Source organism: Streptomyces flaveolus, from assembly GCF_044765825.1.
GTDB classification, from domain to species: Bacteria; Actinomycetota; Actinomycetes; order Streptomycetales; family Streptomycetaceae; genus Streptomyces; species Streptomyces flaveolus.
This window is the reverse complement of the sequence record NZ_JBIWKU010000003.1, coordinates 39,647-61,498: the sequence shown is the minus strand read 5'-3', so window position 1 is coordinate 61,498 and position 21,852 is coordinate 39,647. Positions and strand designations below refer to the sequence as shown.

Here is a 21,852-nt window from a genome sequence, read left to right as displayed (position 1 = left end):
CTCCGGCCGAGAGGACACAAACGGCCTGTATCAGGGGAGTCGCACAGTGGCACGGAAGCTCGCCGTCATCGGAGCCGGACTCATGGGGTCCGGCATCGCCCAGGTCTCCGCGCAGGCCGGCTGGGACGTCGTCCTGCGCGACGTGACCGACGAGGCGCTCCGGCGGGGGACCGACGGCATCAAGGCCTCGTACGACAAGTTCGTCGCCAAGGGCAAGCTCGCCGCGGACGACGCCGAGGCAGCCCTCGCCCGCATCACCGCGACCACCGACCTGGACGCCGCCGCCGACGCGGACGTCGTCGTCGAGGCCGTCTTCGAGAAGCTGGAAGTCAAGCACGAGATCTTCCGCGCCCTCGACAAGCTGGTGAAGGACGAGGCGATCCTCGCGTCCAACACCTCCGCCATCCCGATCACCAAGATCGCGGCCGTGACCGAGCGCCCCGAGCGGGTCGTCGGCGCCCACTTCTTCTCGCCGGTCCCGATGATGCAGCTGTGCGAACTGGTGCGCGGCTACAAGACCAGCGACGAAACGCTCGCCACCGCCCGGGAGTTCGCCGAGTCCACCGGCAAGACCTGCATCGTCGTCAACCGCGACGTCGCCGGCTTCGTGACCACCCGCCTCATCTCCGCCCTCGTCGTCGAGGCCGCGAAGCTGTACGAGTCGGGCGTCGCCACCGCCGAGGACATCGACCTCGCCTGCAAGCTGGGCTTCGGCCACGCCATGGGGCCGCTGGCCACCGCCGACCTGACGGGCGTGGACATCCTGCTGCACGCCACGAGCAACATCTACACCGAGTCCCAGGACGAGAAGTTCGCCCCGCCGGAGCTGATGCGCCGGATGGTGGACGCCGGTGACATCGGACGCAAGAGCGGGCAGGGCTTCTACAAGCACTGAGTCCGCACCGAGTCCATCCCCGGCCCGGGCAACATCACACGCCGGGGTGAATTCGGTATCGGTTCGCTTACAGGCGGCAACCTCCGACCGTTCCGGTCAGTCAGAGGTTGCACGACCTGATATCGCCGAGAGACCACCTCGTGGGACGAAAGATCGCCCCGTGGGACACATCGCCGAGACGAGACGCACGCCGGGGAGCGCATATGCACATCAGGGGCGACCACGTCGAGCTGGTCGTCGGGGGCCGCCTCGACGTCCGCAGCGCGGCGGACGCCCGTACGGTCCTGCACTCGGCCGTCGACGACGGCGTCGGCGACCTGGTCCTGGACCTGTCAGAGCTGGACTCCTGGGACGCCACCGGACTCGGGGTGATCATGGGGGCCCACCGGCGGGCCGGCCGCTGCGGCCGGCGCCTGGTGCTGCGCGGCGTACCGCCGCAGATGCAGCGCCTGCTGGTGGCCACCCGGCTGCACAGGATCCTGGCCATCGAGGGCGGTATCGGCGTGGAGACCCTGCCCAGGGTGTGACGCCCCGGGAGCCGGTGCGCCCCGGCGGCCGCGCGGACCTGCGGGACACGGTCCGGCGAAACGCCCGACGCGCGCAATCCTCACGAGACTGTGACGTCTCGGACGGGCCGGCACCCCGGACTGTCGGACATACTGAGCGAAGGTTTAGGGTCTGGCTGCCCGCCGCATCGCAACCCACTGGCGGGCCCGGACCAGAAGCGACAGCGCGGTGTGCGGCAAGGCCGGGAGGGGTGGTCCCGACCGGGGACCCGGCACACGACGCTTTTGGGGGGCTTGGACCTATGGACCCGAACGACCGGGGACCCGAGGAGCACGGCCACGACGGCAGCACGCCGCGCCCGCGCCCGCCCAGGGACTCGCTCACGCCCGACTTCGGACAGCACACGCCCGCGCTCGCCCGCACCGTGCAGCTCGTCTCCGGCGACTTCCTGCTCACCGTCAACCCCGTCGACGGCAGCGAGATCGAGGTCTGCCCGCCGGCCGAGCGGCCCGCCCGGCCGGAGAAGCTCACCGCGGCCGAACGGGCCGAACTGGACCGCGCCGCACGGCCGCCCGTCCCCCCGGGACCGGCGCGGCCCGCACTCGGGCTGCCGGCCCGCCAGGACGAACGCGAACGCCTGGCCCGGCTGCTGGCCCGCGGCCGGTCGGTGCGCCTGACCGGCCCCGCCGGCTCCGGCCGCACCAGCCTCCTCGACGTCGTCGCCGAGGACTGCGCCGACCTCGCGCCCGACGGCGTGGTCCGCCTCAGCGGCTTCCGCCGCACGGCCGACGACCTGCTGTACGACCTCTTCCACGCCGTGTACCGCGCACCCCTGCACCGGCCGGAACGGGAGGAACTGCTCGGTCTCGTCCGCGAGGTCGGCGCGGTCGTCCTCCTGGACGACGCGGAGTTCGGCGGCACCGCCCTCGACGAACTGCTGGACGCCACCCCCGAGTGCGCCTTCCTCATCGCCGCGACGCCGGACGTGCCCGCCCCCTCCGCCGGTTCCGCCGTCGAGGAGGTCTTCCTCGCCGGCCTGGACCGCTCGGACGGCGTGGAGCTGCTGGAGCGTGCCACCGGACGGCCCCTCACCGACGAGGAGGCCAACTGGGCAGGCGACCTCTGGTTCGAGTCCGAGGGCCTGCCGCTGCGCTTCGTGCAGGCCGCTGCGTTGCTGCGCCGGCGCGACCGGCTGCGGGCCGGCGCCGACGCCGTCGACGAGTTCGGCGTCTTCACCGACGCCCGCCCGGCCGACGGGGCGCCCTACGACGCCGCCGAGAGCGACGAGGTACCGCTGCCGTCCGTCGGCGAGGCCGCCGCGCCCGCGCCGCTGCTCGCCGCCCGGCTGAGCGCCTCCGCCCGCGCCACCCTCGAACTCGCCGTCGCCCTCGGCGGCGAGGTGCCGCACCAGGCGCACCTGCCCGCGCTGGTCGGCGACACCCACGCGGACGCCGCCCTCGGCGAGCTGGCGGACTGCGGACTGGTCTCGCCGGTCGGCTCCCGCTACCGGCTCGCCGCCGGGGTGCTCACCCAGCTGGAGAGCGCCGGATACGCCGACGACGCACGGGAGAAGGCTCCGGCCACCGCCCGGCACTACGCCTGGTGGGCCGGTCACCCCTCGGTCACCCCCGAGCGCGTCTGCGCCGAGGCCGACGCCGTGCTGGCCGCCCTCGCCGTGCTGGTGCCGGCGACGACCCCGCCCGCGGACGACGAGGAGAGCCCCGCCGTCCAGCTGGCCCGCACCGCGGCCCCCGCGTTCGCCGCCGGGCTGCACTGGAGCGCCTGGGAACGGGCGCTGCGCTCCGGCGCCGAGGCCTCCCGGCTCGCCGGTGACGTCGCCGAACAGGCCTACTTCCACCACGAACTCGGCGTCCTCGCGCTGTGCGAGGGGCAGCTCGACCGGGCCCGCGCCGAGCTGGAGGCGTCCATCGGGCTGCGCGGCGCGCTCTCCGACAAGCGCGGCGCCGTCGCGGGCCGCCGTGCCCTCGCCCTGGTGGCGGACCGCTCCGGGGACACACCCGGCCTGGGCACGGGCGCGCCCGGGGCCGCGGCGGCCGGACTCGGGGCCGTCGGCGGGGGACTCGGCGCCGCCCTCGGCCCGACCGCGGGCGAGGAGGTGCCCGACGCCCGGCACGAGGAGTCGGCGTCGCCGCCGGCCGGTGTGCCCGCGCCCTTCCCGCCGCTCCAGCCGTCTCCGCAGTCCCCGACGCTCGTCGTCCGCCGGGACTCGTCCCCCGGGCCCTCGCGCAAGGCCGGAGGCGGCATCAAGGGCCTCGCCCGGCGCAATCTGGTGGCCGCCGGCGCGGGCGCGCTGCTCGTCGCCGTGCTCGGCACGGTGGTGACGCTGGGCGCCACCTCCGAGAACGACGCGGGCACGCCCTCCGACCAGGTCGGCGTCAACCCGTCGGCCAGCCAGGGCGTCGACGACGGCAGCCTGGGCGCCGACCGGCCGACGGACGACGGCGACGGCTCCGCGGACACCGGCGAGGCGACCGCCCGGCCGACCGACCCCGGCCCGGACGGCACCCTCGGCACCTCCGACGACCCGACGCCGAGCCGGACGGCCCGGCCGTCGGGCAGCGCCGGCGGCAGCAGCGGGCCCGGAAGCCCGAGCGGCTCCGGCGAACCGAGCGGCCCGAGCGGCTCGGGCGGGCCGACGAAGACGCAGCCGCCGACGTCGCCCAAGCCGCCCACGTCGCCGAAGCCGCCGACGTCGTCCAAGCCGCCCACCGACCCGCCGTCGGAGACGCCCACGTCCGAGCCGCCCTCCGAGTCGCCGACGTCGGAGCCGCCCCCGCCGTCGACCCCGGAGACCTCCAACAGCGCGACCGGCCCCGGCACCACCCCTACCACCGCGAGCGCTCCCGTCAGCAGCCCCGCGACCGCCACGCAGAGCGGCACCGCGACCGGCGGCACGGGATCCGCTCCGGCGAGCGGGCAGATCATCTGAGACGGCGACACGAGAGGGGCCGGGTCCGCACCACGGACCCGGCCCCTCCCGCACGCGGGCTCGGCGCCCGCACCGCTCAGAACAGCCGCAGCTTGTCGTCCTCGATGCCGCGCAGCGCGTTGTAGTCCAGCACCTGGCAGCCGATGCCGCGGTCGGTGGCCAGCACCCGGGCCTGCGGCTTGATCTCCTGGGCGGCGAAGACGCCGCGCACGGGGGCGAGATGGGGATCGCGGTTCAGCAGCTCCAGGTACCGGGTGAGCTGCTCCACGCCGTCGATCTCGCCGCGCCGCTTGATCTCGACGGCGACGGTCTTCCCGTCGGCGTCCCGGCACAGGATGTCGACGGGTCCGATGGCCGTCGGGTACTCGCGGCGGATCAGGGTGTAGCCCTCGCCGAGGGTCTCGATGCGGTCGGCGAGCAGCTCCTGGAGGTGCGCTTCCACGCCGTCCTTGATCAGGCCGGGGTCCACGCCCAGTTCGTGCGAGGAGTCGTGGAGGATCTCCTCCATCGTGATGATGAGCTTCTCGCCCGCCTTGTTGACGACGGTCCAGACACCCGCCTCGTCACCGGCGCCCTCCTTGAGGGTGCAGGGAGGCGACATCCAGTTCAGGGGCTTGTAGGCCCGGTCGTCGGCATGGATCGAGACGCTGCCGTCCGCCTTGACCAGAATCAGCCGGGGGGCCGAGGGGAGGTGGGCGGTGAGCCGTCCGGCGTAGTCGACGGAGCAGCGGGCAATGACGAGACGCATGGTCGGCAACGCTACTCGACGCGTCCGTCCCGACGCGATTCGCCTCCGCCCCCGGCGCCCGACGGAACGCCCCACTTCTCCCATTGGACCCGTGTTGCGCACTGGCCGATTGTGTGCGTACCGGATGATGCCCATCTGGGCATTCTCCTGGTGCGGTCACGATCGGTTGCTTACGGTATTGAACGGGAGGTCGCGAGGTGTGTACTCAGCGTGTCCGACATCACGCGCTCCCTTCACTGTCCGGCAACCCCTGCTGGTCGGGGGTGCGAGAGGAGTACCCATGTCGCTCGACGTCTCACCGGCCCTACTCGAAAAGGCCGAGCGAGGCGAGGTCGACGAAGCAGAATTCGTCGACTGCGTCCGGATCTCCCTGCCCTACGCATGGGAGATGATCAGCTCCCTGGTGGCACAGCTGAAGGTCGACGGCGGAGCGTTCGCCGACAACCAGACGCCCCCGCCGGACGAGCAGGCGCGTGGCCAGCTGCTGCGTGCGCTCGCGAGCGACGCCATACGCGGTGCGCTGCAGCGGCACTTCGGGGTGCGGCTGGCCTTCCAGAACTGCCACCGGGTGGCGGTGTTCCCGTTGGACTCCTCCGTCGACGAGACGCTGACCCGTTTCACCTCGGTGCGCAGTCAGGTGCTGAACCAGTCGCCGGAATTCCGCGACTGCTGACGCCATGGTCGTCCGCTTGCCGCTCCGTACGCGGGAGGTGCAGTTCGTACCGGAGCGGCAAGCTTCCCGCCCGGCCCTTCGCGGGTCCCGGGCGTCCGTCCGTCCCCGGCCCGCTCAGCGGAGCTGGGGGAGTACCTCGGTCCCGAGCCGCCGCACGTTCTCCTCGGTGGCCGCGAGGTCGCCGGAGCCCTCGACGAGCAGCGCGAAACGGGAGATGCCGGTCCGCTCGCTGGTCGCCGCGAGCCGGTCCGCGCACAGCCGGGGCGTGCCCACCGGGTGCAGTCCGCAGAGCAGTTCCGTGTACGCCAGCGGGTCGCGCATCTGCCGGGCGCGGCCGTCCACCGTGACATGGGCGCCCAGCCCCTGCCGCAGCCAGCCCGGCATCGCCTTGAGCAGCGTCTCCGCCGCGTCGGCGCGCCGGTCCGCGATCTGGCAGACGCCGGCCGAGACATGGGCCGCGCCGTGGATCTCCGCGTCCGGGCGGCCGGCGGCGCGGGCGTGCCGCCGCCACAGGGCGACCATCTCGGCCTTCTCCTCGTCCCCGACGTGCATCCCGAGCAGCATCGGCAGTCCCCGCTCGGCCGCCGTGCGCACGCTCGCCGGGGAGGTGCAGGCCACCACGACCTCCGGCCCCGGAGCCTCGGACAGGGCCTCCGAGGGCCGCGGGACGACGGGTACCTCACGAAACCGGAAGCGGTCCCCGTGGGCGCCGACGGCCGGTTCGCGCAGCCAGCGCACCAGCAGATCGAGTGACTCCGGGAACCCCGTCTCGTACGCCTCCAGGCCCGCGCCGAACACCTCCAGGTCGACCCACGGGCCGCCGCGGCCCACGCCCAGCGAGAACCGGCCGCCGCTCGTGACGTGCAGCAGCGCGGCCTGCTCGCCGAGCGCCACGGGATGGACGGTGGGCAGCACGCTGACCGCCGTGCCGACCCGGATGCGGCGGGTGCGGCCCAGCAGCAGCGCGGCCAGCGTCACGGCCGACGGACACGTGCCGTACGGCACGAAGTGGTGCTCGGCCAGCCAGACCGTGTCGAGCCCCGACTCCTCGGCGACCTCGGCCGAGCGGACCGCGCGGTGCAGCGCTTCTCCCTGGCCCTGGCCCGGGAACTGGGCGCCCAACACGAAACTTCCAACGCGCATTGCTCTTCCTGCTTCCTCGGCTCCGACACGGAGCTCCCCCACACGGCATAACCGTCCGACACGTGCCGAGGACACGGCCGGGTGGGGGGATATGCGGATTGTCTGCAGAATCGGCCGTCACGGGAGGTCCGAGGGCGCCCCGTCCGTGCCGCGTAGGCTGGACGCGGCCCGTACTTCCTGTATAGCTCCGTGAGGTGTCCTGTGTCCCCGCGTCGCAACCGACCCAAGGGAGCCGGCATGTCCGGCCGGAGCGCCGAGGACGACGGCTCCGGCCGCTACGGCGGCTGGCAGTCGTCGGAGAGCTGGCAGGGCGAGGACTGGAGCGTACGGCACGTGGCGGGCGCGAGCGCGCAGGGGAAGGCGTACCGCTGCCCGGGCTGCGACCAGTTGATTCCGGACGGCGTCCCGCACGTGGTGGCCTGGCCGGCGCACTCGGGCGTCGACGACCGCCGGCACTGGCACAAGTCCTGCTGGAACGCGAAGGACCGCCGCACCACGCGGGTGCAGCGGTCCCGTAACGCGCCGAGGTTCTGAGCCCGCTCAGACGTCCCGCTTCTGGAGCAGGGCGAAGGCACCGGCGAACACGGCGGCCGTCACCACGAGCATGATCCACAGCGGGTCCCAGCCGGACGGGCCGGACTCCGTGAGCGAGTTGGTGTAGAAGATGCTCATCTGGTTCGGGATCGAGTACTCGAACAGGGCGGTGCGCACGTCCTCCAGGGACCGCGAGAACATGAACAGCGCGATCACCAGCGGCGCGAGCACGGCCCCGATCATGAGGGTGATGGCCCCCGCCGAGTGCCGGATGACGGAGCCGACGGCGAGCGAGAGCAGTCCGAGCAGCGCGATGTAGAACGAGACGCCCACGGTGCCCTTCAGCCACTCCTCGCCGGAGGGCGACACCGCGCCGTGGTCCTCCAGCAGGGCCACGTGCAGCAGGGCGACGAGCGTCGCGGACACCAGCGTCACCACGAACGCGACCAGGAAGAAGACGATCGCCTTCGCGGCGAGCACCCGGCCGCGGCTCGGGCAGGCGGTCATCGTCGTGCGGACCATGCCGGTGCCGTACTCCGAGGCGGTGGTCAGCACGCCGAGCGTGATGATGCACATGCTGCCGAGCAGCAGACCGAAGAAGCCGAGGCTCAGCGCGCTCTCGCCGGACGCGTCCGTGGTGGAGTTCGCCACCACCACTCCGGTCAGCGTGCCGATGCCGAGGACCAGCAGGACGAACACGCCCAGCGTCCACATCGTCGAGCGCACCGACCTGATCTTGGTCCACTCGGAGGCCAGCGCGTGCCCGAGATGCGTGCGCACCACCGGGATCGGCGAGGTGTAGGTGGGGTACGGCGAACCGGGCGCCGACCGCCACTCGGGTGCGGCCTGCGGCATCGGGGGCTGGGGCGTGCTCATCGGGCGTCCTCGGACTGGGTCGGGTCGGTGACGGGCGCGGGGGCGGTGGCGGGAGCCGGGGCGGCGGGCGCGGGCGAGGGGGCGGCCGGGGGAGCCGCCGGGGCCGCCGGGGACGGCTGCGCGTACGGGTTGTCCGACGGCGCGCCGGCCGCGGGCGCACCGGATGCGGCCGGGCCGCCGTACGGGCCCGCGGGGGCCTGGCCGGGCGGGCCCTGCGGCGGGGCGGGCTGACCGCCCGGGTGGGGCGGCGGCGGGGCGTACCAGCCGGGCTGGCCCTGCCCGGGCACCGGCATCGCCGGCTGCGCGCCGGGCGGCAGCGGCTGCTGGAGCCCGGCCTTCTGGTCGATGGTCGACCGGTAGTCGACGGCGCCCTGCGTCATCCGCATGTACGCCTCCTCCAGCGAGGCCTGGTGCGGCGACAGCTCCCACAGCCGTACGTCGGACTCGTGCGCGATGTCGCTGATCCGGGGCAGCGCCAGGCCGGTCACCCGCAGCGCCCCGTCCTGCTCGGGCAGCACGTGCCCGCCCGCCTCGGTCAGCGCGGACGTCAGCTTCTCGCGCAGCTGCGGCTCGGTGTCCGGCGTGCGCACCCGCGCGAAGTCGGCGGAGTTCGCCGAGATGAAGGCCGTCACGCTCATGTCGGCGAGCAGCTGGCCGCGCCCGATGACGATCAGGTGGTCGGCGGTCAGCGCCATCTCGCTCATCAGGTGCGAGGAGACGAAGACCGTACGGCCCTCGGCCGCGAGCGCCTTCATCAGGTTCCGCACCCAGAGGATGCCCTCGGGGTCCAGGCCGTTGACCGGCTCGTCGAAGAGCAGCACCTGGGGGTCGCCGAGCAGCGCGGCGGCGATGCCGAGCCGCTGGCCCATGCCGAGGGAGAAGCCCTTGGAGCGCCGCTTGGCCACGTCCTGGAGGCCGACCACGCCGAGCACCTCGTCCACGCGCCGGGCGGGGATGCCCGACAGCTGGGCCAGGCTCAGCAGGTGGTTGCGGGCGGACCGGCCGCCGTGCACGGCCTTGGCATCGAGCAGGGCGCCGACCTGGCGGGGGGCGTTGGGGAGCCTGCGGTACGGGTGGCCGCCGATCGTCACGTGTCCCGCGGTCGGGTTGTCCAGGCCGAGGATCATGCGCATCGTCGTCGACTTGCCGGAGCCGTTGGGTCCGAGGAAGCCGGTGACGGCACCGGGCCGCACCTGGAAGGACAGGTTGTACACAGCGGTCTTGTCGCCGTAGCGCTTGGTCAGGCCGACTGCCTCGATCATGCTCCGCACCCATCGAAAGGTTCAGGACAGCGGGGCACACGCCCCCGTAAGGGTTAGGAGGATATCGAGGCGCTGACGGTTCCCCTCAAGTCCGGGTAAAAAAACCGGCCGACCCCTAGGCGTCCCGCCGCTTCAGCACGAGGTAGCCGCCGACGAGCGCCGCCACCACCCACAACGCCATGATCCCGAGGCCGCCCCACGGGCCGTACGGGGTGTCGTCGTCGAGCGGTGTCACCACCTGCATGATCTTGCTGCCGGCCTGGTCGGGCAGGAACTGACCGACCTTCTTGGTCACGTCGACGTTGCCCAGGATGTTGGAGATCAGGAAGAAGAACGGCATCAGGATGCCGAGCGACAGCATCGGTGAGCGCAGCATCGCGGCGACACCCATCGAGAACATCGCGATGAGGGTCATGTAGAGGCCGCCGCCGATGACCGCCCGCAGCACGCCCGGATCGCCGATCGACGCCTTGAGGTCGCCGAGCATCGCCTGCCCGAGGAAGAAGGCGACGAAGCTGGTGATCATGGCGACGACGAAGGCGAGCCCGGTGGCCACGGCGATCTTGCTGAACAGGAAGGTGCCGCGCTGCGGCAAGGCCGCCAGCGAGGTGCGGATCATGCCGGAGCTGTACTCGTTCGCCACCACCAGCACCCCGAAGACGATCATCGCGAGCTGACCGAGACTCATCCCGGCGAAGCTGATGAAGGTCGGGTCGAAGGAGAGCCGGTTCCGCTCGCTCATGTCGCCGAACTCGTTCTTCGACAGGGCCGAGATCAGCATGCCGAGGGCGACGGTGACGACCACGGCCAGGGACAGCGTCCACACCGTGGACGCCACCGACCGGATCTTGGTCCACTCGGACCGGACGACCTGTGTCGCGGCCGTGCTCATCGCTGCCTCCAGTCGCTGCCCCACTGCTGTGCCGGCTGCTGTCCGCCCCGCTGTCCGCCCAGCTCCGCCCCCGCTGGGGGCGCCACCGCGAGCGGGGGCCCGTCGTGCGCGTGGTACTCCACCGACTCCGCCGTCAGCTGCATGAACGCGTCCTCCAGCGAGGCCCGCTGCGGGCTCAGCTCGTGCAGCACGATCTGGTTCCGCGCCGCCAGCTCGCCGATCGCCTCCGACTTGTCGCCGTCGACCTCCAGCACCTCGGCGCCGCTCTCGACGACCGTGATCCCGGCCCCGTGCAGCACGTCGAGCAGCCGCTCCCGCTGCGGGGTGCGGATCCGGACGTAGCTGCGCGAGTTCTCCTCGATGAACTCGGCCATCGAGGTGTCCGCCAGCAGCCTGCCCTGGCCGATGACGACCAGATGGTCGGCGGTCAGCGCCATCTCGCTCATCAGGTGGGAGGAGACGAAGACCGTACGGCCCTGGGCGGCCAGCGTCTTCATCAGATTGCGGATCCAGTGGATGCCCTCGGGGTCCAGGCCGTTGACCGGCTCGTCGAACATCAGGATCCGGGGGTCGCCGAGCAGCGCGCCGGCGATGCCGAGCCGCTGGCCCATGCCGAGCGAGAAACCCTTGGCCTTCTTCTTCGCGACCGCCGTCAGACCGACGGTGTCCAGCACCTCGTGCACCCGCCGGGGCGGGATCCCGTTGGCCTGCGCCAGGCACAGCAGATGGTTGTAGGCGCTGCGTCCGCCGTGCATCGCCTTGGCGTCCAGCAGGGCACCGATGTAGGTGAGCGGGTCCTTCAACTGGTCGTAGCGGCGGCCGTCGATGCGGACGTCTCCGGCGGTGGGCCGGTCCAGGCCCAGCACCATCCGCATGGTGGTCGACTTGCCCGCGCCGTTCGGCCCGAGGAAGCCGGTGATGATGCCGGGTCTGACGGTGAACGTGAGGTTGTTGACCGCCACCTTCTCGCCGTACCGCTTGGTCAGCCCCTCGAGCTCGATCATGCGGCCCACGCTAGAACGGGACGAAGCCCTCTGCCACCCCAGTGACAGAGGGCTTCGCCCGTGTTCTGCTCTTGTTCGCCGGACCGCGCCCCGGCGTCAGCGGGACTGCTGGGCCGGCACCCCGCGGGAGACCGGCTCGTCCTCGGCCGGCGTACCGGCGGCGGCCACCGCGGCGCCCGTGAGGGTCGCCAGCATCTCGCGCACGTTGGTCAGCTGCGCGTTGATGGAGTCGCGGCGGTTGGTGAGGGCGGCGAGCTCGCGCTCCGACTCGGAACGGATGCGGTCGGCCTTGGCGTTGGCGTCGGCCACGATGTCCTCGGCCTGACGCTGCGCCGTCTCGACGGTCTGGCGGGCGCGGCGCTCGGCGTCCGTGCGCAGCTTCTCGGCCTCCAGGCGCAGCTGCTCCGCGCGGTGCTCGATCTCCGCGAGGCGCTTCTCGGCCTTGGCCTGACGGGAGGCCAGGTCGCGCTCGGACTGCTCGCGGCGCTTGGCCAGGTTCGTCTCGAAGTCGGCAGCGGCCTGCGCGGCCTTGGCGCGGGTCTCCTCGAAGAGGGCGTCCGCCTCCTCGCGCTTGGACTGCGCGTCCTTCTGCGCCTCGGAACGCAGCTGCGACGCGTCGCTCTTGGCCTTCTCGACGATCCGGACGCCCTCGTCCTCGGCCTTGGCCTTGCGCTCCGCGGCGTACGACTCGGCGTCGTTGCGCACCTGCTGGGCCGCCGACTCGGCGAGCTCGCGGTGCTGCTCGGCCGCGCGCCGGGCCTCCTCCCGCAGGTCCTTCGCCTCCTCCTCGGCGAGGCGCAGGATCTTCTCGACCCGCGCACCGAGTCCGGCGTACGACGGCTCGGCGTCGTTGACCTGGGCCTGGGCGTTCTGAGTCTCGAGGTGGAGCTCCTCGATGCGCTTTTCCAGAGCGGTGATGCGGGAGAAAGCGCTGTCGCGATCAGAGATGATCTTGGAGATGTATTCGTCCACCTGAGCGCGGTCGTACCCACGCCGCACGTGCTCGAAGCCGTAGGGGGAAGTGTCGCTCATGGGGTTCCTGTCGAAAGAGACCGGGTGAGGTGATAGAGGGAATCCTAGGCGCCAATGCGGTGTGTCATCGAGCGGATGCGTGTTTGATCTGGAGAATGACACCTCTTTTGAGTGGCTAACCCACGGATTGCTTGCCAGAGTTCAGGTCAAAGGTCAAGACGGAGGGTGAGTCAGAGCCTTCCAGGAGACACCGAAACCACCCCGCACGCTAGCCGTCTGACGACTTGCCACCCGAACGGGGGGCGCCGACCGTCGCACCGGCCTTCACCCCGTTGTCCTTGCCGCCCGCCGGGGCCTCGAAGGACTCCAGCGCCTCCAGCACGTCCTGCACCCGCGAGATCTCCGCGTTGATGTCCTCGCGGCGCCGCACCAGGATCTCCAGCTCGCGCTTGCCCTCCTCGACCGTGCGCCGGGCCTCCCGGACCGCCTCGGCCTTGAGCTCCTCGGCCTCCCGGACCAGCGAGGCCTTCTTCTGCTCGGCCTCCTTCAGCAGCCCCTCGGCCTTCTTGACGGCGGCGATGCGCACCTTGCCGGCCTCGGAGTTGGCCTCCGACACCAGCTCCTTGGCCTTCGCCTCCGCCTTGGCGAGCTGCTCCTCGGCGGCCTTGATGAGCGCGTCGCAGCGGTCGCCGGCCGACTTCATCGTCTCGGCGGCCTCGCGGCGGGCCCGCTCGTGCAGCTCCTCGATCTCGGAGGTGAGGCGCTCGCGCAGCTCCTCCGCCCGCTCCCTTATGGCCGTCGCGTCCCGCCGGGCGCCGACGAGCAGTTCGTCCGCGTCCGTACGGGCCTTCTCCACCCGGGTGTTGCCCTCGACCGTCGCCTCGGCGACGATCCGGTCGGCCTCCGCACGGGCCGCGCCGACCATCGTGTCGGCCTGCGACTCGGCGTCCGCGGTGGTCTTCTGGGCCTGCTGCTGGGCCTCGGTGAGCAGCTTGTCGGCCTCGGCCGTGGTCTCCGTGATGAGCGTGTCGACCTGCTCGGCCGCCTCCGAACGCCGCTTGTTGGCGTCCTTGCGGGCCTCGTCCAGGGTGCGCTCGGCCTCCTCGCGGGCGGCCGTCGTCACCCGTTCGGCCTCCGCCGCCGCCTCGGTCTTGAGCCGCTCCGCCTCGGTGCGGATCCGCTCGGCGTGCTGCTGCGCGGAACCGACCGCCTCGGCGGCCTCGGCCCGCAGCCGCTCCGCCTCCCCCCCGGCCTCCGACAGCAGACGTTCCGCCTGGGCGCTCGCCTCGGCCCGGACCCGGTCGGCCTCGGCGACCGACTCCGTGCGCAGCCGCTCCGCCTCGCCGGCCGCCTCCGAGCGCAGCCGCTCCGCCTCGGTCGCCGCCTCCGCGCGGACCCGTTCCGCCTCCGCGACCGTCTCCGTGCGGATCCGGTCGGTCTCGGCGGCCGTCTCCGTGGTGAGCCGCTCGGCCTCGGACCGCGCCTGCGTGATCAGGGTGTCCGCCTGCGTCGCCGCGTCGGAACGGATGCGGTTGGCGTCCTCGCGGGCGTCCGCCCGGGTGCGTGCCGCGCTCTGCTCCGCCTCGGCGATCGTGTCCGACGCCTCCGTGCGCACCCGCTGGGCGTGCTCGGACACGTCCGCGCGGATCCGGTCGGCCTCCGTGATCGCGTCGGACATCGTCCGCTCGGCCAGCGCCTTGGCGGCCTCCGACTCCTCCTGCGCCTCGCGGCGCAGCCGGCCGGCGTCCTCGCTGGCCCGCTCCCGCTCCGCGTAGGCGTCGGCGCGGACCCGGTCCGCCTCCTCCTCGGCCTCGCGCCGGGTGCGCTCCGCCGCGTGCTCGGCGGCGCTGCGCAGCCCGGTGATCTCCTCCTGGGCCTGCTCGTGCAGCCCGGCGACCGACTCCCGTACCTGCTGCGCGTGCTGCTCGGCGGCCGACACCATCTCGGTCGCGCGCCGGTCGGCCTCCTCGACCAGCCGGGTCGCCTCGGCCTGCGCCTCCTCCACGCGGTTGCGCGCCGAGGCCAGCAGTTCCTCGCTCTGCTCGCGGGCCCGCTCGCGCTCCTGGTCCGCCTCCTGGCGGGCGGCGCCCAGCAGCTCCTCGGCCTCGCGGCGGCGCCGGGCGGCCTCCTCCTGGGCGGCGGCCAGCGTCTCGGACGCCTCGGCGGCGATGCGCTCGGCGGCGGCCTGCGCCTCCGCCCGCACCCGGTCCGCGCTCTCCTGCGCCTCCGACTTCAGCCGCTCCGCCTCGCTCGCGGCCTCCGACCGCAGCCGTACGGCGACGGCCTCGCCCTCCGCGCGGGACGCGGAGGCGTCGGCGGCGGCCTCGGTGCGCAGCCGCTCGGCCTCCGTCTCGGCCTGCTGCTGCAGCGCGCGGATCCGCTCCGCGGCCTCCGTGCGCAGCCGCTCGCTCTCCTCGGCGGCCTCGCGGCGGATCCGCGCGCCCTCCTCACGAGCCTCGGTCAGCGCCTGCTCGGCGGCGCTCCGGCGCTCCTCCGCCTCGCCGTGCAGCCGCGTCAGCTCCTCGGCGGCCTCCGCCTGCCGGGCCTCGACGGCACGCTCGGTCTCCTCGCGCAGCTCGCGGGCGGCCCGCTCGGCGTCCGCCTGGAGCTCCTCGGCGCGCTCGGCGGCCTCCGCGCGGTGCCGCTCGGCCTCGGCGCGGGTGCGCTCCAGCGTCTCCTCGGCCTGGCGGCGCAGGGTCGTCGCCCGCTCGATCGCCTCGGTGCGGACCTTCTCGCTGTCCGCGGTGGCCGTCTGCCGCAGCTCGTCGGCGTCCGCCTTGGCCTTGGCGAGCAGCTCCTCGGCGGTCTTGGCCGCCTCCTCGATCTGCGCCACGGCCTCCTTGCGGGCCTCGGCGCGGATCTTCTCGCCCTCGGCGACCGCGTCGGCGCGCAGCTGCTCGGCCTCACCGCGCAGCCGGCGCGCCTCCTCCTGGAGCTCGACCGTCTTGGCGCGGTACTCCTTGGTGTCGTCCTTCGCCGCGCCCTTGAGCTCCTCGGCGATGTCGTGTGCCTCGGCCCGCAGCCGGTCGGCCTCCGCCTCGGCCTCACGGCGGATCCGCTCGGCCTCCTCGACGGCGGCCTTCGTGGTCCGCTTGGCCTCCTCGGACGCCTTGTTCAGGACGTCCTCGGCGGTCTTGGCGGCCTTGGACAGCTGGGTGGCCGACTCCTCGGCGGTGACCGTACGGGCCTTCTCGGCGGCCTCGGCGACGATCTTCTCGGCCTCGGCGCGGGCGTCCGCGACCAGCTGCTCGGCCTCGGCCTTGGTGGTCTCGGCGTCCTTGGTGGCCTCGCTGACCAGCCGGGCGACCTGCTCCTTGGCCGTACGGGTGCGCTGCTCGTTGGCCGACTCGGCGCTCGCGAGGGTCTTGGCCGCGGACTCCTTGGCCTCGGCGACCAGCTTCTCGGCCTCGGCCTGCGCCTTGCGCAGCGCCTCCTCGGCCTCGCTCATGCGCTGCTCGGCGGTCCGGCTCAGCTCCTGGGCCTGCCGGCGGGCGGACTCCGACTCGCTCGCCGTGGAGCTGCGCAGCTGCTCGGCGTGGTCGGTGGCCTCCTGTGCCTGCGTGGAGGCGGCGTTCAGCAGCCGTTCGGCGTCCGCGCGGGCGCGGCGCAGGAGCTGCTCGGCCTCGGCGCGCGCCGTCTCGGCGTCGTTGCGCAGCCGCTGGCGGGCCTCGGAGGTCAGCCGTTCGGCCTCCGCGCGGGCCGCGGCCAGGGCCTGCTCGGCCTCGGCACGGGACTCGTCGAGCAGCCGGCGGGCCTGCTGCTCGGTGCGGGCGCGCAGCTGCTCCGCCCAGGCCACGTTCTCGTTGACGTGCGACTCGACGGTCTGCCGGCGCTCGGCCAGCTCCTGGTCGAGCTGCTGGCGCCGGGTCACCGCCTCCTGGTGCAGCTCCGCCTGGAGCCGGGCGGCCTGCTCGGCGTGCTCCTGGAGGATGCGCTGGGTCTGCGCGCGGGCCTGGCTCAGCTCCCGCTCGGCGTCCGCGCGCAGCTGGTCCGCCTGCACCTGCGCGTTGCGCAGCAACTGCTCGGCCTGGTACCCGATGTCGCCGCCGTCGAAGGCGGGCCGGGACATGATGGTGCGCCGCGCCTCGTGCAGCTTGGCGCGCAGCACCTCGACCTGGTAGCCGAGGTCCTCGGCGTGCTGGATCGCCTTTTCCCGCTCGGTCTTCAGCCGCTTCATCTCGGCCTCGAACCGAGAGAGGTGGTCGACGTCAGCCGCCGGCTCTCGCTCCTGGCTCTCGTAGCCCCGCACTGCGCGGTCCCATCCGTCCCCTGGTCGCAAATCCCTTAGAACGGGCTCCGTCCGTCCGCCGAACGGGGCCCCCGGGGGAATGGTGTCAGATCAACGGCGGAGCATGGGCTGCTGCCCCGTCGCTCGCCCCCCGAAACACGGACCCCGGCGGTCCCGGCGCCGACGACGACAGGACCGGGTCACCCTGGACTGAGCGGCGACCGCACCCAACCCTACCGGCCCTTATGTACGAGGGTCAGTGCTCAGGTGACTCAACGGCCGCCGAAGTGACCAGTTCTGTCAGGACGCCGTGGCAGTCCTTGGGGTGCAGAAAGGTGATCCGCGACCCCATGGAACCGCGCCGGGGCTCGTCGTACAGCACGCGTACGCCCTTCTGGCGGATGTCCGCGGCGTCCGCGTCGACGTCCGCCGTGCCGAAGGCGATGTGGTGGACACCCTCCCCGTTCTTCGCCAGCCACTTGCCGACCGCGGAGTCCTCCCGGGTCGGCTCCAGCAGCTGGAGGTACGAGGCACCGCCGTCCGACGTATCGTTGATCTTGAGCATGGCCTCGCGCACGCCCTGTTCCTCGTTGACCTCGGTGTGGAACACCTCGAAGCCATAGGTGGCACGGTAGAACTCGACGGTCGCGTCGAGGTCGTGGCAGGCGATTCCGATGTGGTCGATTCGCGTCAGCATGGAATCAGTGCAGCGCTCCGGAGGTGGTTGCGCAACGTGCGGGCGATCACACCGACAGCACAGTGACGGGCGGGATACCGCTCAGTACATTCGAGTAAACCCTCGTTCACTCCTCGGCCTGTGCGGGCCGGAAAAGGGGATCGCAGCTCATGTCTTCTGCAACGAACGGCACGACCTCCGTCATCGTCGCGGGTGCCCGCACCCCGATGGGGCGGCTGCTCGGCTCGCTGAAGTCCTTCTCCGGGGCCGACCTCGGCGGCTTCGCGATCAAGGCCGCCCTCGACCGTGCGGGGATCGGCGGCGACCAGGTCCAGTACGTGATCATGGGGCAGGTGCTCCAGGCGGGTGCCGGCCAGATCCCGGCCCGCCAGGCCGCCGTCAAGGCCGGCATCCCGATGAACGTCCCGGCGCTCACCATCAACAAGGTGTGCCTCTCCGGTCTCGACGCCATCGCGCTCGCCGACCAGCTGATTCGCGCCGGCGAATTCGACGTGGTCGTGGCCGGCGGCCAGGAGTCGATGACCAACGCCCCGCACCTGCTGCCCAAGTCCCGCGACGGCTACAAGTACGGCGCGGTGCAGATGCTCGACGCCATGGCGCACGACGGTCTGACCGACGCCTTCGAGAACATCGCCATGGGCGAGTCGACGGAGAAGCACAACACCCGCCTCGGCATCGCCCGTCCGGAGCAGGACGAGATCGCCGCCCTGTCCCACCAGCGCGCCGCCGCCGCCCAGAAGAACGGCATCTTCGAGGCCGAGATCACCCCGGTCGAGATCCCGCAGCGCAAGGGCGACCCGGTGCTGTTCAGCAAGGACGAGGGCATCCGCGGCGACACCACCGCCGAGTCCCTCGGCAAGCTCCGCCCGGCCTTCTCGAAGGACGGCACCATCACCGCCGGCTCCTCCTCGCAGATCTCCGACGGCGCCGCCGCCGTGGTCGTCATGAGCAAGGCCAAGGCGCAGGAGCTCGGGCTGGAGTGGATCGCCGAGATCGGCGCCCACGGCAATGTGGCCGGCCCCGACAACTCTTTGCAGTCGCAGCCGTCCAACGCCATCCAGCACGCCCTGAAGAAGGAGGGCCTGGAGGTCGGCGACCTCGACCTGATCGAGATCAACGAGGCGTTCGCGGCCGTCGCCGTGCAGTCGATGAAGGACCTCGGCGTTTCCACCGAAAAGGTGAACGTCAACGGCGGCGCCATCGCCCTGGGCCACCCCATCGGCATGTCCGGCGCCCGGCTCGTGCTGCACCTGGCGCTGGAGCTCAAGCGGCGCGGCGGCGGCGTCGGCGCGGCGGCGCTGTGCGGCGGCGGCGGTCAGGGCGACGCGCTGATCGTCCGGGTGCCCAAGGCCTGAGCCCCTCTTCTCCTCACGTACGTGCTACTCGGAACGGAGCTGTGATGCAGGACGTCTCCTCACTGGTCGCCCAGGCCAGGGAAGGCCGGCCGCGGGCCGTGGCCCGGCTGATCTCCCTGGTGGAGGGGGCGTCCCCGCAGCTCAGGGAGGTCATGGCGGCCCTCGCGCCGCTCACCGGGGGCGCGTACGTGGTGGGCCTGACGGGCTCGCCGGGCGTCGGCAAGTCGACGTCCACGTCCGCGCTGGTCACGGCGTACCGCAAGCAGGGCAAGCGGGTCGGCGTCCTGGCCGTCGACCCGTCCTCGCCGTTCTCCGGCGGTGCCCTGCTCGGCGACCGGGTCCGGATGTCGGAGCACGCCTCCGACCCCGGCGTCTACATCCGCTCCATGGCCACCCGCGGCCACCTCGGCGGCCTCGCCTGGGCCGCGCCGCAGGCCATCCGCGTGCTGGACGCGGCGGGCTGCGACGTGATCCTCGTCGAGACCGTCGGCGTCGGCCAGTCCGAGGTCGAGATCGCCTCGCAGGCCGACACCTCCGTCGTCCTCCTCGCCCCCGGCATGGGCGACGGCATCCAGGCCGCCAAGGCCGGAATCCTGGAGATCGGCGACGTCTACGTCGTCAACAAGGCCGACCGCGACGGCGCGGACGCCACCGCCCGCGAGCTGAACCACATGCTGGGCCTCGGCGAGGCCCGCGCCGCCGGGGACTGGCGCCCGCCCATCGTCAAGACGGTCGCCGCGCGCGGCGAGGGCGTCGACGAGGTCGTCGAGGCGCTGGAGAAGCACCGCGCCTGGATGGAGGAGCGGGACGTGCTGGCCGAGCGCCGACGGGCCCGCGCCGCCCGCGAGGTCGAGACGATCGCCGTCACCACCCTGCGCGAGCGCATCGGCGACCTGCACGGCGACCGGCGCCTCGGTGCGCTGGCCGAACGGATCGTGTCGGGCGAGCTGGACCCGTACCGCGCCGCGGACGAGCTGGTGACGGGGCTGACGCAGGGCTGACCCACGGCTGGCGCGGACCGGAAAAGGTATGGCCGGTCCGCGTACCCCGCTGCTAACTTGACGCGCGTGTTCCTCCTCTTGGCCTAGGGCCCGCCCCGCACGCGACCGCCGCATCCGGCCGTCGCGGGCTTCGGCGTCCCCTTGTCGCCTCCCTCCTGAGGAACCTTCGCGTGTCCACGCCCACTCCGCGGCCCTCGTACGCCGCCGGTCTCCGCGTCCCCCATGCCCGCCGCACGTTCGCGGCCGCCCTCGTCGGGCGGCTGTCGTACGGCACGGTCGGTCTCGCCCTGATGCTCTCCGTGACCCGGGCCAGCGGGTCGTACGCCGTCGCCGGCACGGTCATGGCGCTGTTCGGCGCCACGAGCGTCATCCTGTCCCCCTACCGCGCGGGCCTGGTCGACCGGCACGGCCCGCGCCGGGCCCTGCTCCCCATGGCCCTGCTGTACGCCGCCCTGCTGTGCCTCCTGGCGGCGGCCTGCGGTTATCCGGGCACGCCCCCGGCCGTCCTCGCGGTGACCGCGGCCCTCACGGGAGCCTGCACGCCCCCGCTCGGCTCCACGATGCGCGCGGTGTGGGCCGGCCTGCTGCCCGACCGGCGCATGCTCCAGCGCGCCTACAGCCTGGACGGCGTAGCCGAGGAACTGCTCTTCGTCTCGGGCCCGCTCCTGGTCGGCGTGGTGGTCGCCGTCGCTCCGCCGGCCGCCGGTGTGCTGCTCAGCGCGCTGCTGGTGGCGGTGGGCACCCTCGCCTTCGCCACGTCACCGGCCGCCGGCGCGCTGCGGACGGCGGGCGGCGCCAAGGAGGACGCCGGCCGGGCGGGCGCGGGGCACGGTCGCGCCCTGCTGCAACCCGTCGTGGTCACCGCGGGCGTCGGGGTCGCGGTGAGCGCCGTGGACCTGCTGGTCGTCGCCTTCGCCGGGCAGCGCGGCCTCGGGGGCGACACCGTCGCCTGGGTGCTCGCGGCCCTGTCGGTGGGCAGCGCGGTCGGCGGTCTGCTCAACGGCGCCGTCACCTGGAAGTCGGCCGCCCGCGCCCGGCTCCCGTTCCTCGCCGCCGGCCTCGGACTCTGCCTGGCCGCCGCCGGCCTCGCCCCCGGTGTCGGCGCCCTGGTCGCGGCCGTCGTCTGCGCGGGGCTGTTCGTGGCGCCGGCGCTGACGACGGCGTACCTGATCGCCGACGAGAGCGTGCCGCCCGGCTTCCGGAACCGGGCGGGCGCCTGGGTCAACGCCGCCGTGAACGCCGGGATGTCCGGCGGTTCCGCGGCGGTGGGCCTGCTGGTGGAGCGGCTGCCGCTGCCGGTGTGCTTCGCGGTGTCCGGCGCGGTCGCCGTGGCGGCGGCCCTGGTGCCGCCGGGCCGCCACGGCCGGCCGGGCGGGCGGCCGTGGCTGCTCAGTCGTCGTCCGGGCCGGAGTCGTCCGAGCCGGAGTCCGAGCCGTCCGAGTCGTCCGAGCCCGAGTCGTCCGGGCGATCGGCCGTGACCTTGCCGGTCTTCCCGTCGACCCGCCAGTCCTGCTCGGCCTTGCCCGAGGCGCGGGTGCCGACCTCCCAGACGGCCCTGCCGCCGCCGTGGTCGTCGTCGTCCAGCTCGACCGAGGTCACGGTGCCGTGGCCGGCCGCGGCCTTCGCGGCCTCGGCGGCGTCCACGGACGTGCCCTTCAGCGCGGCCCGCACCTCCGCGGTGTCGTCGGTGTCGTCCTCGGACTCCGTCTGCGAGCCGAGGACCTTGCCGGTCGACGGGTCGATCCGGACGCTGTGCCAGGTGCCGTCGCCGGCGAGGACGTCGACCTCCCAGGCCGCGCGCTCACCGTCGTCGTCGCCGTCCTCGTCGTCGAGTTCGGCGGAGACGGCGGTGCCCGGCGCCTCCCGCAGCGCGGAGGCGACGGCGTCGCCGGCCGAGACCTTCACCGAGGTCACCCGGGCGCCGTCGTCGTCCGTCCGAGGTGCCGTGCTCGGGGCGTCGTCCCCCGTGGTGGCCAGGGCCGTCGCCGTGCCGCCTCCGACCAGTACGGCGGCGGTGACGGCGGCGATCACGATGTTGCGCTGCATGCGGTTCCTCCCGAGTCGTCGACTGTCGCTTCGTTCCGACGTCCTCACTGTCACCGGCCGGCGCTGAGG

General features: G+C 73.2%; 18 protein-coding genes. 8 read left to right on the top strand and 10 right to left on the bottom strand.

Translation table 11 applies throughout. From position 1 onward, the window contains the following. Nucleotides 1-46 precede the first annotated feature (46 nt). The 3 genes from ACIRG6_RS09715 (at nt 47) to ACIRG6_RS09705 (ending at nt 4,352) form a co-directional block, all read left to right on the top strand. Nucleotides 47-895, top strand: a complete 849-nt coding sequence (locus ACIRG6_RS09715; RefSeq protein ID WP_239762817.1) for a 3-hydroxyacyl-CoA dehydrogenase family protein — start codon at nt 47-49, stop codon at nt 893-895. Nucleotides 896-1,098: 203 nt separating this feature from the next. Then, on the top strand, nt 1,099-1,422 hold the full coding sequence (locus ACIRG6_RS09710) for an STAS domain-containing protein (protein ID WP_003973611.1): 324 nt from the start codon (nt 1,099-1,101) through the stop codon (nt 1,420-1,422). A gap of 281 nt (nt 1,423-1,703) precedes the next feature. Next, nucleotides 1,704-4,352 (top strand): ATP-binding protein, encoded by a 2,649-nt coding sequence (locus ACIRG6_RS09705; protein ID WP_403321908.1) that lies wholly within the window; start codon nt 1,704-1,706, stop codon nt 4,350-4,352. Nucleotides 4,353-4,428: 76 nt separating this feature from the next. Here ACIRG6_RS09705 and nucS read toward each other — a convergent pair whose 3' ends face one another. Beyond that, the gene (nucS, locus tag ACIRG6_RS09700) at nt 4,429-5,100 is read right to left on the bottom strand and encodes an endonuclease NucS (protein ID WP_318214458.1); all 672 of its coding nucleotides are present in this window, start codon (nt 5,098-5,100) and stop codon (nt 4,429-4,431) included. Nucleotides 5,101-5,380: 280 nt separating this feature from the next. Here nucS and ACIRG6_RS09695 point away from each other — a divergent pair, with 280 nt between their 5' ends. Further along, nucleotides 5,381-5,773, top strand: a complete 393-nt coding sequence (locus ACIRG6_RS09695) for an SCO5389 family protein (RefSeq protein ID WP_318214459.1) — start codon at nt 5,381-5,383, stop codon at nt 5,771-5,773. Between the two features lie 114 nt (nt 5,774-5,887). Here the strand turns inward: ACIRG6_RS09695 and ACIRG6_RS09690 are convergent, their stop codons facing one another. Continuing rightward, complete coding sequence (locus ACIRG6_RS09690) at nt 5,888-6,916, bottom strand: LLM class flavin-dependent oxidoreductase (protein WP_189228618.1); 1,029 nt, start codon at nt 6,914-6,916, stop codon at nt 5,888-5,890. 201 nt (nt 6,917-7,117) lie between these two features. Between ACIRG6_RS09690 and ACIRG6_RS09685 the strand changes: the two genes are divergently transcribed. Further along, nucleotides 7,118-7,450 (top strand): ATP/GTP-binding protein, encoded by a 333-nt coding sequence (locus tag ACIRG6_RS09685; protein WP_239762835.1) that lies wholly within the window; start codon nt 7,118-7,120, stop codon nt 7,448-7,450. Nucleotides 7,451-7,456: 6 nt separating this feature from the next. Here the strand turns inward: ACIRG6_RS09685 and ACIRG6_RS09680 are convergent, their stop codons facing one another. From ACIRG6_RS09680 to mce, 7 genes are all read right to left on the bottom strand, one after another. Further along, the gene (locus ACIRG6_RS09680; RefSeq protein ID WP_365020696.1) at nt 7,457-8,326 is read right to left on the bottom strand and encodes an ABC transporter permease subunit; all 870 of its coding nucleotides are present in this window, start codon (nt 8,324-8,326) and stop codon (nt 7,457-7,459) included. Continuing rightward, a complete protein-coding gene (locus ACIRG6_RS09675; protein ID WP_364682037.1) occupies nt 8,323-9,588 on the bottom strand; it encodes an ABC transporter ATP-binding protein in 1,266 nt (421 codons plus the stop codon). The genes ACIRG6_RS09680 and ACIRG6_RS09675 overlap by 4 nt, the downstream gene beginning before the upstream one ends. A 115-nt stretch (nt 9,589-9,703) precedes the next feature. Then, the gene (locus ACIRG6_RS09670; RefSeq protein ID WP_403321903.1) at nt 9,704-10,480 is read right to left on the bottom strand and encodes an ABC transporter permease; all 777 of its coding nucleotides are present in this window, start codon (nt 10,478-10,480) and stop codon (nt 9,704-9,706) included. Further along, the gene (locus ACIRG6_RS09665; protein ID WP_364682035.1) at nt 10,477-11,484 is read right to left on the bottom strand and encodes an ABC transporter ATP-binding protein; all 1,008 of its coding nucleotides are present in this window, start codon (nt 11,482-11,484) and stop codon (nt 10,477-10,479) included. Before ACIRG6_RS09665 ends, ACIRG6_RS09670 begins: the two co-directional genes overlap by 4 nt. A gap of 96 nt (nt 11,485-11,580) precedes the next feature. Beyond that, a complete protein-coding gene (locus tag ACIRG6_RS09660) occupies nt 11,581-12,516 on the bottom strand; it encodes a coiled-coil domain-containing protein (RefSeq protein ID WP_189228612.1) in 936 nt (311 codons plus the stop codon). Between the two features lie 208 nt (nt 12,517-12,724). Continuing rightward, complete coding sequence (gene scy, locus ACIRG6_RS09655; RefSeq protein WP_403321902.1) at nt 12,725-16,705, bottom strand: polarized growth protein Scy; 3,981 nt, start codon at nt 16,703-16,705, stop codon at nt 12,725-12,727. A 235-nt stretch (nt 16,706-16,940) separates the two neighbouring features. Further along, on the bottom strand, nt 16,941-17,381 hold the full coding sequence (mce, locus tag ACIRG6_RS09650) for a methylmalonyl-CoA epimerase (RefSeq protein WP_318214465.1): 441 nt from the start codon (nt 17,379-17,381) through the stop codon (nt 16,941-16,943). Nucleotides 17,382-17,530: 149 nt separating this feature from the next. Between mce and ACIRG6_RS09645 the strand changes: the two genes are divergently transcribed. From ACIRG6_RS09645 to ACIRG6_RS09635, 3 genes are all read left to right on the top strand, one after another. Next, nucleotides 17,531-18,736 (top strand): acetyl-CoA C-acetyltransferase, encoded by a 1,206-nt coding sequence (locus ACIRG6_RS09645; RefSeq protein WP_225634893.1) that lies wholly within the window; start codon nt 17,531-17,533, stop codon nt 18,734-18,736. Nucleotides 18,737-18,780: 44 nt separating this feature from the next. After that, nucleotides 18,781-19,737: a methylmalonyl Co-A mutase-associated GTPase MeaB gene (gene meaB, locus ACIRG6_RS09640; protein ID WP_239762851.1), complete on the top strand. Its 957-nt coding sequence runs from the start codon at nt 18,781-18,783 to the stop codon at nt 19,735-19,737. A 170-nt stretch (nt 19,738-19,907) separates the two neighbouring features. Beyond that, a complete protein-coding gene (locus ACIRG6_RS09635) occupies nt 19,908-21,215 on the top strand; it encodes an MFS transporter (RefSeq protein WP_403321898.1) in 1,308 nt (435 codons plus the stop codon). Here ACIRG6_RS09635 and ACIRG6_RS09630 read toward each other — a convergent pair. Then, nucleotides 21,127-21,783 carry a PepSY domain-containing protein gene (locus tag ACIRG6_RS09630; protein WP_403321895.1) on the bottom strand — a complete coding sequence of 219 codons (657 nt, stop codon included), beginning with the start codon at nt 21,781-21,783 and terminating at the stop codon, nt 21,127-21,129. The genes ACIRG6_RS09635 and ACIRG6_RS09630 overlap by 89 nt on opposite strands. Nucleotides 21,784-21,852: the final 69 nt, after the last annotated feature.

Bases quoted from the DNA above. Each gene is read 5' to 3' on its own strand.
- ACIRG6_RS09710 (WP_003973611.1), top strand. From the start codon at position 1,099: ATGCACATCAGGGGCGACCACGTCGAGCTGGTCGTCGGGGGCCGCCTC.
- ACIRG6_RS09705 (WP_403321908.1), top strand. From the start codon at position 1,704: ATGGACCCGAACGACCGGGGACCCGAGGAGCACGGCCACGACGGCAGC.
- nucS (WP_318214458.1), bottom strand. From the start codon at position 5,100: ATGCGTCTCGTCATTGCCCGCTGCTCCGTCGACTACGCCGGACGGCTC.
- ACIRG6_RS09695 (WP_318214459.1), top strand. From the start codon at position 5,381: ATGTCGCTCGACGTCTCACCGGCCCTACTCGAAAAGGCCGAGCGAGGC.
- ACIRG6_RS09690 (WP_189228618.1), bottom strand. From the start codon at position 6,916: ATGCGCGTTGGAAGTTTCGTGTTGGGCGCCCAGTTCCCGGGCCAGGGC.
- ACIRG6_RS09680 (WP_365020696.1), bottom strand. From the start codon at position 8,326: ATGAGCACGCCCCAGCCCCCGATGCCGCAGGCCGCACCCGAGTGGCGG.
- ACIRG6_RS09675 (WP_364682037.1), bottom strand. From the start codon at position 9,588: ATGATCGAGGCAGTCGGCCTGACCAAGCGCTACGGCGACAAGACCGCT.
- ACIRG6_RS09670 (WP_403321903.1), bottom strand. From the start codon at position 10,480: ATGAGCACGGCCGCGACACAGGTCGTCCGGTCCGAGTGGACCAAGATC.
- ACIRG6_RS09665 (WP_364682035.1), bottom strand. From the start codon at position 11,484: ATGATCGAGCTCGAGGGGCTGACCAAGCGGTACGGCGAGAAGGTGGCG.
- ACIRG6_RS09660 (WP_189228612.1), bottom strand. From the start codon at position 12,516: ATGAGCGACACTTCCCCCTACGGCTTCGAGCACGTGCGGCGTGGGTAC.
- mce (WP_318214465.1), bottom strand. From the start codon at position 17,381: ATGCTGACGCGAATCGACCACATCGGAATCGCCTGCCACGACCTCGAC.
- ACIRG6_RS09645 (WP_225634893.1), top strand. From the start codon at position 17,531: ATGTCTTCTGCAACGAACGGCACGACCTCCGTCATCGTCGCGGGTGCC.
- meaB (WP_239762851.1), top strand. From the start codon at position 18,781: ATGCAGGACGTCTCCTCACTGGTCGCCCAGGCCAGGGAAGGCCGGCCG.
- ACIRG6_RS09630 (WP_403321895.1), bottom strand. From the start codon at position 21,783: ATGCAGCGCAACATCGTGATCGCCGCCGTCACCGCCGCCGTACTGGTC.